9 protein-coding genes are annotated in these 11,061 nt (G+C 71.0%); 1 reads left to right on the top strand and 8 read right to left on the bottom strand.

Annotated elements, in window-relative coordinates; all coding sequences use genetic code 11:
- Positions 1-22: 22 nt before the first annotated feature.
- Positions 23-1,195, bottom strand: a complete 1,173-nt coding sequence (locus ACLQ27_RS29450; RefSeq protein ID WP_425869784.1) for an anhydro-N-acetylmuramic acid kinase — start codon at positions 1,193-1,195, stop codon at positions 23-25.
- Positions 1,196-1,206: 11 nt separating this feature from the next.
- The gene (locus tag ACLQ27_RS29445; RefSeq protein ID WP_425869783.1) at positions 1,207-2,775 is read right to left on the bottom strand and encodes a sodium:solute symporter; all 1,569 of its coding nucleotides are present in this window, start codon (positions 2,773-2,775) and stop codon (positions 1,207-1,209) included.
- 188 nt (positions 2,776-2,963) lie between these two features.
- On the opposite strand from ACLQ27_RS29445, the gene murQ reads away from it, so the two are divergent.
- On the top strand, positions 2,964-3,857 hold the full coding sequence (gene murQ, locus ACLQ27_RS29440; RefSeq protein WP_234586562.1) for an N-acetylmuramic acid 6-phosphate etherase: 894 nt from the start codon (positions 2,964-2,966) through the stop codon (positions 3,855-3,857).
- A gap of 41 nt (positions 3,858-3,898) precedes the next feature.
- On the opposite strand, the gene ACLQ27_RS29435 is transcribed toward murQ, so the two are convergent.
- From ACLQ27_RS29435 to ACLQ27_RS29410, 6 genes are all read right to left on the bottom strand, one after another.
- Entirely contained in the window at positions 3,899-5,182 is a 1,284-nt protein-coding gene (locus ACLQ27_RS29435) for a GAF domain-containing protein (RefSeq protein ID WP_357490800.1), read from the bottom strand.
- A 138-nt stretch (positions 5,183-5,320) separates the two neighbouring features.
- The gene (locus ACLQ27_RS29430; RefSeq protein ID WP_425869780.1) at positions 5,321-5,626 is read right to left on the bottom strand and encodes a hypothetical protein; all 306 of its coding nucleotides are present in this window, start codon (positions 5,624-5,626) and stop codon (positions 5,321-5,323) included.
- Positions 5,627-5,640: 14 nt separating this feature from the next.
- Positions 5,641-7,449, bottom strand: a complete 1,809-nt coding sequence (locus ACLQ27_RS29425) for a hypothetical protein (protein ID WP_425869778.1) — start codon at positions 7,447-7,449, stop codon at positions 5,641-5,643.
- Positions 7,446-7,775, bottom strand: a complete 330-nt coding sequence (locus tag ACLQ27_RS29420; protein ID WP_425869777.1) for a hypothetical protein — start codon at positions 7,773-7,775, stop codon at positions 7,446-7,448. Before ACLQ27_RS29420 ends, ACLQ27_RS29425 begins: the two co-directional genes overlap by 4 nt.
- Complete coding sequence (locus ACLQ27_RS29415; protein WP_425869775.1) at positions 7,759-8,193, bottom strand: YbaB/EbfC family nucleoid-associated protein; 435 nt, start codon at positions 8,191-8,193, stop codon at positions 7,759-7,761. Before ACLQ27_RS29415 ends, ACLQ27_RS29420 begins: the two co-directional genes overlap by 17 nt.
- Positions 8,194-8,562: 369 nt before the next feature.
- The gene (locus tag ACLQ27_RS29410) at positions 8,563-11,019 is read right to left on the bottom strand and encodes a ricin-type beta-trefoil lectin domain protein (protein WP_357490793.1); all 2,457 of its coding nucleotides are present in this window, start codon (positions 11,017-11,019) and stop codon (positions 8,563-8,565) included.
- Positions 11,020-11,061 lie beyond the last annotated feature (42 nt).

Below are 11,061 nucleotides of genomic sequence, written 5' to 3'. Positions count from 1 at the left end.
CGGATCCTCCCGGGAAAGGTGGTCAGTCGGCGATGATCAGCATCCGCTCGGGTGCGGTGTCGACAGGCGCCGGCAGCCGCAGCGGTTGGCGGCCGGGGGTGATGCTGCCGAGCACCGAGGCGTGCCGCGCGCCGGTGCCCGAGGGCAGGGCGCCCGGCAGCCCGTGCACGGTCAGGTAGCCCAGCAGCGCGAAGGCCAGCGCCTCCTTGGCGTCCGAGGCGACACCGACCTCGTCGCTCGACGTCAGGTCGACGTCGGGCAGCTCGTCGACGAGCAGGCCCATCAGGGTCGGGTTGTGTGCCCCGCCGCCGGAGACGACGAGCCGGGTGACGCCGTGGGCCCGGCAGGCGTCGGCCACCGTGACCGCCGTCAGCCGGGTGAGCGTGGCAAGCACGTCGTTCGGCTCCGGCGTGGGGGCGTCGGCGAGGGCGGCGAGCAGGTACGGCAGGTGGAACAGCTCCTTGCCGGTGCTCTTCGGGCCGGCCTGCCGGTAGTATGGCTCGTCGAGCAGCCGCCGCAGCAGGTCCGGGTTCACCTGCCCGGCTGCCGCGCCGCGCCCGTCCCGGTCGTACTCCTCGGTGCCGCCGCTGAAGTGGCGGACGGCGGCGTCGAGGAGCGCGTTGGCCGGCCCGGTGTCGAACGCGAGGGGATCCGCGTCCGGCGCGACGACTGTGATGTTGGCGATGCCGCCCAGGTTGAGTGCGGCGGGGACGCCGGGCAGGCCCCGCAGCAGCAACGCGTCGAACAGGGCGACCAGGGGAGCGCCCTGGCCACCGGCGGCGACGTCGCGGCTGCGCAGGTCGGCCACGACCGGAAGGCCGGTGGCCTCCGCGATCCAGGCCGGCTGACCCAGCTGGAGGGTGCCGCGGACCGTACCCGCCTCGACCCAGTGGTGCATCGTCTGGCCGTGCGAGACGACCAGGTCGGCGTGACCGTCGCACAGTTCCGCGACCGCCCGCACGCCCGCCTCGGCGAAGGTCTGACCGATGCCGGTGTCCAGCACGCAGATCGCCTCGGTGGTGGTCGCCGCGGGTGGCAGGGCCGCGGCGATCCGGGCGCGCAACCACTCGGGGTACGGGTGGCTGAGCCGGCCCAGCGGTCGCATCCGCAGGGTGTCGCCGCTCCTGTCGAACTCGGCTGCGGCGGCTTCGATGCCGTCGTAGGAGGTTCCGGACATCAGGCCGATCACGCGCATCGCGTCCTCCTTCACGCCCGGCCGGCGGGCGTCGCTGCGGCGTCGTCGTCGATGTCGTCGTCGCGCCGTCCATGGTCGTACGGCGTCTCCGGGGCCGGGTGGAACCGGCTCGACACCGCGCCGACGACCAGGGTGATCAGGACGCCGATCGGCACCAGCCACTGCGCGGCGATGGCGGTGGCGGTGGTGGTGCCGGCCGTCGTCACGTCGATCTTGACGAAGCGGACGATGTAGGTCATCACCGCCACGGTGACGAGGAAGGCGATGAACGCGTCGACCTGGTTGGCCCGCTTGACCAGGCGGCCGAGCAGGAACGCACCGAGCAGCGCGCCGTAGGTGTAGCCGGCGATGGTCAGACCGGTCAGGTAGACGTTTCCGGTGCTGGAGCTGAACGCGCAGGCGAAGACCGCCATCAACACGGCCCAGACCAGTGTCATCACCCGGGCGAGCCGGAGCATCGCGTCGTCGGACGGGACCTTGCGGAAGAAGCTGTGGATGAAGTCGGCGACCGTGGAGTTCGACATCGAGTTCAGCGCCGACGACAGCGAACCCATCGCGGCGCCGAGGATGCCGGCCACCAGCAGGCCCGAGATGCCGACCGGCAGGGCGTGCAGGATGAAGCTCGGGTAGAGGTTGTCGCTGCTGGCCAGACCGAGTTCCTTGAACGTCTGACCCTTGTTGTACGACCACAGCAGTGCGCCGACCAGGGAGAACGCGGCGAACTGGATGACCACGAAGACGCCCGAGGAGATCATCGCCTTCTGCCCGTCGCGCAGCGTGCGGGTGGACAGGATGCGCTGGACGATCAGCTGGTCCGAGCCGTGGCTGGCCATCGCGAAGATCGCACCACCGATGATGGCGGTGGGCAGGGCGAACGGGCTGGTGAGCACGTGCGCCAGATCGAAGTTGGTGTCGAAGAGCTGGAACTTGCCGGCGTTAAGCGCCTGCGAGTAGCCGTCGAAGCCGACGGCTTGGCTGAGCACCGCGATGGCCAGGATGGCCCCGCCCAGGTACAACCCCATCTGGATGGCGTCGGTCCAGATGACCGCCTTGATGCCACCGAGGTAGGTGTAGACCACGGTGATGAGCGTGAGGACCACGATGATGGCCTGGTAGCCGACGTGCAGGCCGAACTCGTCGAGGAGCAGCTTGATGGGGATGGCCGAGGCGAACAGGCGTACGCCCTCGGCGAGCAGGCGGGTGAAGACGAACGTGACCGACGCCAGACCCTGAAGTTTCAGGCCAAACCGCTCACCGAGGTACTGGTAGGCGCTGACGAACCCACCCCGTTTGTAGAGCGGGATGAGCACCGTGGCCACGACCACGCGACCGATGACGTAACCCAGGGCCAGCTCGACGTTGCCGAACCCCTGACCGCTGTAGGCGCCACCGGGCACGCTGATCACGGTCAGGACGCTGGTCTCGGTGGCCACCACGGAGAACGAGACGGTCCACCACGGCAGGCGGCCCTCGCCCACGAAGTAGTCCTTGGCGGATTTCTGCTTGCCGGACAGGCGTAGACCGACGAAGGCGATCACCACGAGGTACAGCACGATCACGACAAGGTCGAGTTGGCGCACGGTTCACTCCCCACGCAGCGGGTTGTCAATAAGTGACGTTGGCCCACAGTAACGCGAAACTTTTTGCCAGCGCCCGTCCGGGCTGGTTACGCTGTGGTTTCAGCCTGCTGATAGAGGGCGCGTCGGCCCAGCAGGACGCGCCCGTCGGCGCTCGGCGGCTGAACATCAGCGAGAGGAACGAACACCTGATGGACCTCAGCACCCTCGGCACCGAGACCCGCAACGACAAGACCAGCGACCTCGACCGGATGTCTCCCACCGAGTTGCTTCTCGCGATGAACGACGAGGACCGCTCGGTCGCGGACGCCGTTCGTCGGGCCGTGCCGGACATCGCCGCCGCCGTCGACGTCATCGTGGCCTCGCTCCGCCAGGGCGGACGGCTGATCTACGTCGGCGCGGGCACCAGCGGCCGGATCGGCATGCTCGACGCCGTCGAGATCCCACCCACCTTCGGTACGACGCCCGACCGGGTCGTCGGTCTGCTCGCCGGCGGGGCACGAGCCTTCGGCGTCGCCGTCGAGGGCGCCGAGGACGACCCGAACCGCGCCGTCGCCGACCTCGACGCGGTAGGCCTGACCGCCCGCGACACGGTGGTCGGGCTCGCCGCCAGCGGCCGTACCCCGTACGTGGTCGGCGGGTTGGATCACGCCCGCGCGCGCGGCGCGGCGACCGTCTCCGTGGCCTGCAACACCGACGCCGTGATCAGCCGGCACGCCGACGTCGCCATCGAGGTGCCGACCGGCCCCGAGGTGCTCACCGGCTCCACCCGACTCAAGGCCGGCACCGCCGAGAAGCTCGTCTGCAACATGCTCTCGACCGCCGCGATGGCCCGGCTCGGCAAGGTCTACGGCAACCTCATGGTGGACATGAACGCCACCAACGCCAAGCTCGTCGACCGGGCACGCCGGATCGTCGCCGAGGCCGCCGACACCGACCTCGACACGGCCGAGCGGGCGCTCGCGGCGGCGCACGGGCACGCCAAGACGGCAATCGTGCTGCTGCTGGCCCACTGCACCGCCGAGGAGGCCGCCGCCCGGCTGCGCGCCGCCGACGACGACGTCCGGGCGGCCGTCGCGGCCTGACCACAAGGCGTCGCCAGTCGACGCTGCGGTGCTCCGGTAAGTCAGCGGTTGACGTAGGCGGCCAGGCCGCCGAGCTCCTCGCTCGCGATGAACACCGACCGCACGTTGAGGATGGCCTCCTCGACGTGGGACTCACAGCCCCACGCCGCATCACCCCACGAGTCGGCGATCTTGACCTTCGCCGGTGCGGCGCACCCCTGGGCGCCGCCGAGCTGGCAGTGCTCGGGATGCGGTCGGGCGGCCTGTGCGGCCGCCGCGGCGCGCATCCGGTCGGCGAGTTCCGCCGCCGCGGCGGCGCGCTGCTCTGCCTCGGCGCGCAGCTGCCGCTCGGCGCGTACCGCCTTGGCCAGCTCCTCGTGCGCGGCCTTGGCGCGGGCTTCGGCGGCGACCTTCGCCTGCTCGACGTGGTGGCGTTCGATGGCCAGGGCCGCGGTGTCGGCGAAGACCCGGGCCAGGGCGAGGTCGGTGTCCTGCGGGACGCGCGGGGTGCGGTGGTACATGGCGAAGGTGCCCAACAGGCTGCCGTCGCGGGCCAGGACCGGCATCGACCAGCAGGCGGCGAGCCCGGCCCGCTCGGCCAGGTCGCGGAAGTCGTCCCAGAACGGGTCGGTGGCGATGTCGGTGACGATCACCGGTTCGCGCCGGTGCGCGGCGGTGCCGCACGAGCCGACACCCTCGCCGGTGGCGATCCCGTCGATGGCCTGGTTGTAGAACTCGGGCAGGCTCGGTGCCGCGCCGTGACGCAGGTGCCGGCCGTCCGGATCGGCGAGCAGCACGGAGACGAGCACCTGCTCCGGCGCCAGATTCTCGATGCAGCGGGCCATCCCGTCGAGCACCTCGGCCAAAGGCGCCTGGCGGGCGATCTGCTCCAGCATGGCGCGGTGCTCGACCATGAGCCGCTGGGCGTGCTTGACCTGTGTGGTCTCCACACCGATCACGCGGATCCCCGTCACGGTGCCACTGGCGTCACGGCGGGGCTCGTAGGTGAAGTCGAAGAACACCTCCCGCGCCTGCGGGCCGGTCCCCAGCACGATCCGGGCGTCCCGACCGGTGTAGGGCTCACCCGTGCGGTAGACCTCGTCCAGCAGGGCGACGAAACCCTGACCGGCCAACTCCGGCATCAGCTCGGAGAGCGGGACCCCGGTACGCGCCCGATCTTCACCGATGGTGGCGAAGAACGCCGGGTTCGCCGTCTCCACCACGTGCGTGGGCCCCACGAGCGACGCGAAAACGGCGATGGACTGCCCGAACAGCGCCCGCAGGTCCTCCTCGGCCGACTCCCCGGCACTCACCGCAGTCGACCGCTGGTCCGATACCGCCGTCATGCCGTGGTCGCCCCTCTCACGTACGACTTCGTCGGATGGCTCATGGTTCGCCGCCCGCTGACCGTCGCCAGAGTACGGGGGAGACCGCGACGCCGCCGTGCAGCGTACCGATGGCTGTCGTACCGGGGCGGTGGCGGCTCAGCCGCTCTCGTCCACGAATTTGTAGTAGCTCATCCGGAAGCGTTGCAGCAGGGCGCGCATGAAGTCGGGGCCGGCCTCCGGCGGCACCCGCTCCGCGCCGACCGGCACACCGTTGTCGTAGAAGTCCTGTGCGAGCGCACCCCACTCGGGGTCGAGGATGGTCAGCGACACCGCCTGGCCCGGCTGCCAACGGAACTCGGCCACCCGCCGGTTCGTGTGCTGGGCGAACGTGTACAGCGCCACGCGAGTTGCCGCCTGCTCGGTCATGCCTGCCTGCTCGGTCATGCCTGCCTCCTGGTTCACCACGGCTCCTTCGCTCACCACGGGCTCGGCGGACGGAACGCGTTCCACGCCTCGCCCGTGATCGTGCCTCGGCTGCGGATCTCGTTGAAACGGTCCATCGCACCGGACAGCGCCTGCTCGCTCAGGCCGGTGCCGCGCAGCCGGTCGGCCAGCACGGCCGGGTCGGTGGCCTGGATCCGGGCCATCGTGTCCGGACTGAGCGGCTGGTTCATCTGCTGCGCAACGAAGTCCGACCGCAGCGACTCGCCGTTCGACTCGGGGAACGAGTAGCCGTGATCGATGGCGACCAGGCGGCCGTCCGGGCCGGTCAGGTAGTTACCCATGTGCCGGTCGGTGTTGCCGCTGACGTAGTCGAGCACCGCCATCCGCTCGCGCTCCGCGACGGGGTAGTCGCTGGCGGGACGACCAGGGCTCGCGTTCTCCACGAACTCCTGCATCGACCCGGCCCCGTGCGGACCGTCCCACCGTGCCGTCGTGGGCACCAGGCCGAAGCCCAGATCCTCGTCCAGGCGCGAGGCGGCGACCTCCCGGGCGGCCAGTTGATTCTCCGGGATGGTGGAGCGCACCTGGACGAACTCGTTCTCCGGCACATTCGGCTTGTAGACACCGTGCGTGCCGTCGGTGAACGTCACGTCGTACGCGTCGTTGACGTGCCCACCGGGGTCGAGCTCGGTCATGCTGTGCACCTCCCTGCCGAGCAGCCGCAACTCGGCCTCGCTCGCATGATCGGGCACCAGCGGATCGGCTGTGGACCCGGGCTCCGCCGCGTCGGACCCGTCGGTGTCCGGTGGATCGTCGGCGCCGTGCGCCGTACCGCCGTCGTGCGGTGACCCGGCGTCGTGCGGTGGCCCTCCGGCCGGCCCGGGCGGGCCGCCGTGCGCCGGGCCGCCGCCGGCCGGTCCCGGCCCGTGGCCCGCACCGGCCGGCCCGGGCCCGTCCTGCCAGGCCCACGGCGGCGCCTGCCCACCCCCGCCCGCGGGATCGGTGTAACCCCGCGCGCCCGGGCCGGGAGCCGGCATGTCGGAAGGACTCGACCCGCCCGGGGTACGCCGCAGACCGCGCAACGCCGTACGCAGGGTGTCGAGCAGTTCGCCGAGCTTGGACAGGATCGGCCGGAGCCGGCTGACGCTGCGGGCCAGCGCCGTGAGCAGCCCGGCGACCTTGGCGGCCCACTTGGCGACCAGCGTGGAGACCTGCGCCGCGACCAGTGGGGTGGCCGCTCCCAGGGTCAGCCCGGCCTCGGCGAGCCACTCCCACAGCCGGACGGCGAGGACCGAGACGAAGTCGGCGATCAGGTCCCGGACCAACTCCCGGACCAGCGCCACCAGCAGGCCCGCGCCCTCGACGACGGTGCCGATCAGCCCGGTGGCGTCCGCCAGGCCGGCGAGGTGGCGCACGTGCTGGTCGCTGTAACGGCGGTACGCCTCGGACGCGGGGCCCGTCCAGGTGGCGATCTCGGTGCGTACCGCCTCGGACAGGGCGGTGACCTGACCGGTGACCTGCCGCGAGACGTTGTGCCACGTCTGCGCGTACGCGGTGATCTGGTCCGGGTCGCCGGCCAGCCAGTCGAGGGCGTCGGAGAGCGGCTTGACGTGCTCGATGAGCCAGGCGACCCCCCACGAGACGATCGACCCGATCGGGTCGACGCAGGTCGCCAGCACCTCCATCGACGTACCGAAACCGCCGATTGTCGTGTCGATCCAGGACCCGCTCTCGATGCCGTGGCGCAGGTCCACCAGGCTCTCGACGAGGCCGACGCCGCTGTACGCGGCGGTGGTGTCCTGCCGGGCGGCGATCAGCGGGTTCGCCACGTCGGTGCTCATCGGTGCATCCGCCCGAGGGCAGCGGAGATCGTCCCGTCCGTCTGGTGGTAGGCGTCCACCGTCCCGTCGAGCGCTCCGGCCGCGCTGTGCAACGCCTCCTGCGCCGCGGCGAGCGCCTCCACCGCCGGCCCCTGCAGGAAGTCCAACAGGAAGGGGATCGCCTGGCAGACGGGCAGATGCCCGTACGCGCCGGCGCCCATCCGCACGTACGCCCCCGCGTCGTGCGCGGTGCCGATCGCCTCGGCGATCCGGTCGACGGAGCGGGCGTGCCCGGTCACCGCCGCAGGGGTGACCTCGAACCCGGCTGCCTCAGCGCCCACGGTCACCCCAGCCGGCGTACCCCTGCTCGTCCTCCTCCTCGGGCACCTCCGGGAAGCGCCGCTCGTAGCTGCCGACGACGGCGCGGGCGGTCTCGGAGTCGGCGCCCACGGTCTCCGCCGCGGCGTCCGCGACCTGCGGGGCCAACCGCCCCTGCGCCCGGCGCATGACCGCCAGCACCTCGGCGGCGATCTCGTCCGCCCGCCACCGCGACACCCGGTCGTCGAGTCGAAGGTCGGTCATGGCGCCGGACGCGGCGACTGTCACCTGGACCGCGCCGTCCGCGCCTTCGGCGGTCGCCGACAGCGCCGCGACCCGCTCGGACAACTCCTGCGTCCGGGCGGCCCGCTCGGAGATGTCCGCCGACCAGGAGGCGACGAACCGCTCGGTCGCCGCGCCGAAGTCGCCGCTGGGAAACTGCGCCATCAGACCTCCCCGTGTGACGGCTGCCGGCCGGCCGGGATGAGCCCGTGCGGCGCGGCCAGCACACGATACGCCCTGATCCTCCGACGTGGAGTCCGCCGACGACTGTGGTCAGGGGACGGTGGCCGATCGGGGCTTCCGCGTCCGGGTCGTGGTCGGAGGCCGTTCCGGCAAGCCGGAGGTCACCGTGATCATGTATGCGACCACGATCAGCGCCCGGTTCCCGGACGACCCGGGTTTCCTCGACCCTGACCCCGGCGGTCTGACGTCCACCGCAGCCGTGGGGATCCCTGGCGACGTCGGCCGCCCGCACGGACGGCGGCCGGCCGCTCAGTTGAGCGGCCGGCCGTCGCGAATCGGGTAAGCGTCAGGTCAGCTACGAATCCACTGCTGGTTGCTGCCGCCGGTGCAGGTCCAGATCTGCACGGCGGTGCCGTTGGCGGTGCCCGCGCCGTTGACGTCGAGGCAGAGCCCCGATCCGACGCCGGTGATCGTGCCGTCGGCGTTGACCCGCCACTGCTGGCCGCTACCGCCGTTGCAGGACATGATCCGCGCGCGGCTCCCCGCGGCCGTGCCCGGCACGTCGAGGCACTTGTTGCCGTAGACGGTCAGCTGGTTGCTCGCGGTGAGCGTCCACTGCTGGTTGGCGCCGCCGTTGCAGTCCCAGATCTGCACGACCGACCCGTCGGCCTGGCTGGCCCCGTTGACGTCCAGGCACCGGTTGGAGCCCGCGCCCCGGATCGCCCCGGTCGCGCCCGGCTCACCGGAGTTGCCGACCGGCGTGATGGAGAGGTTGTCGAACTGGGCGGTGACCCCCTGACCCGTGCCGTACCCGATCTGGCCGGCGACCCAGGTCGAGTCGGAGACCGTCCCGACGGTGTTGCCGTCGATGGCCCCGGTGAGGGTGCTCCCGTTGAGCGTCAGCGACAGGGTGTGCCAGCGCCCGGTGCCCAGCGCCGAGGTGTTCCCGCTGGCCAGCGTGCGCCAGTTGCCGCTCGTGTTGTTGCTCCGGATGGACCACGCGCCACCGTCGGTCACCCGGAAGTAGTAACCGTTGAGGTTCTGCGGCCCCTGGTGGTTGTACGTGTTGGCGCGTCCGATGAGCTGCGCGTAGCCGGACTTCTCCAGCATCACGTCCGAGGAGACCGTGTAGTTGCGCCACGACAGATCACCCAACAGCGTGTACGGCTCGGCCTGACCGGACGTCCAGAAGATCGGCGTCTGCTCGGACATCTGGCGTACGCACTGGCCTGCGCGACCGCCCCCGCAGCCGGCGATCTCGAACGAGCCCTGCTGGTCCATCAGGTACTTCGCCTCGCGCCCGACGGCGTAGCTGTCGAAGGTGTCGCTGTACGGCAGCTTCAGGTTGCCCGCCGCCGGGCTGGTCGCCGTGCTCTTACCCTGCCCGGTGGTGGTGGTGATGCTGTAGACGTAGCCGGGCTGGACGGTGAGCGAGAAACGACCGCCGCTCGGCGTGATGTCGCTGCCCCTGACGAAGTGGTCGGCGGTGTTGTTCGACCTGACGTTCGTCGACCAGACGTGCACGGCGCCGGTGGACAACCCGCCGGTGACGGTGAAGTCGAGGGTCTGCGCGGAGCCGGCGTCCATCGTCTCGATGATGGTGCTGTAGTCACTGTTGTTGGTGGACTTCAGCGAGACGTAACTGCCGTTGTTGCGGTTACCGCCGAGGTAGCCGGTCGACCCGTCGAGGTAGCGCCAGCCGGGAGCGGTGAACTGCGTGGTCTGCGCCATCACCCACGTGCTCTTGCCGATGGAGTACGCACCGGACCAGGGCTGCTGGGCCACCGCCACGCCCGTGGTCGCCCAGGGGATGTTGGGCGTGATGGCGGCGATGGCGGGCCAGTTGATGTAGCCGGTCATCTTGCCGTCGATGTAGCCACGGTTGATGCCCCGGGCGAGGGCCTGCGCGCCGGCGTTGTAGTCGTCGGAGCCGTTCTCGCTGGCCCAGAGCGACTTGCCGGTGGATATCGCGTTGCTGGAGCTGGGGCAGCTGGTCTGGGCGCTGCGGTAGCCGCAGACGTAGTGGCTGCCGAAGACCTGCACGGCGTTGGCGAACGCCGGGTCGCGCAGCGATTCGTCGGCGGCGCCCCACCCGAAGTCGTCCGAGGCGACGATCTTCACGCTGCTGTAGCCGTGGGAGTTGAGGGCCGAGCGCAGGTTCTTGTACCAGGTGGCGTTGTAGCCCTTCTCGTTCCACCCGCCGAGGTAGTTGATGGTGAGCCCGTGGGTGGCCGCGCAGTCCAGCCAGGCCACCAGGTAGTCGATCGAGTCGTTGGACCAGAAGTTGCCGTTCCCGATCCAGCCGGGCGCTCCCCAGGCCAGGCCCGCCAGGGCGATGTTGGCGTTGCGCGACCGCGCCTGCTCCATCAGCCACCACTCGTAGCCCCGGTTGCAGTTGATGTTGCCCCGGGTGTGCTCGTGGCTGGGCTCCGCGCCGGAGGTCGAGTTGGTGTCTCCGCCGATCTCCGTCTTCAGCAGCTGCATGGCGGCGCCGCGGCCCGGCTTGAACAGGTAGTCCAGGATGTCACTGCGCTGAGGCTCGGGGTAGTCGATCAGCAACCTGCTGTTGCCGCCGCCGCCACTGACCGCGCCGATCCCGTCGAGCGCCCGTCCACCGGATCCGCCGTTGATGGTGATGGCGGTCGCCGCCTGGGCGGGGGAGGCGAATCCGGTGAGCACGGCTGCCGCCAGGACCACCCCTCCCAGCACCGAAGCGGTCAGCCGACGCGGAGGTCGTGTGCTTCGCCATGCCCAGCGGCGCGGCCCGCCCTCGCCAGTACTGCGCCGATGACTCCCTCTACCGAACATCTGACTCGCCTCCCCAACCGCTTCCGACCCCAGACGCCGTAC

This window comes from Micromonospora sp. DT63, assembly GCF_049841615.1.
Taxonomy (GTDB): domain Bacteria; phylum Actinomycetota; class Actinomycetes; order Mycobacteriales; family Micromonosporaceae; genus Micromonospora.
This window is presented reverse-complemented; position numbering and strand designations above follow the sequence as displayed.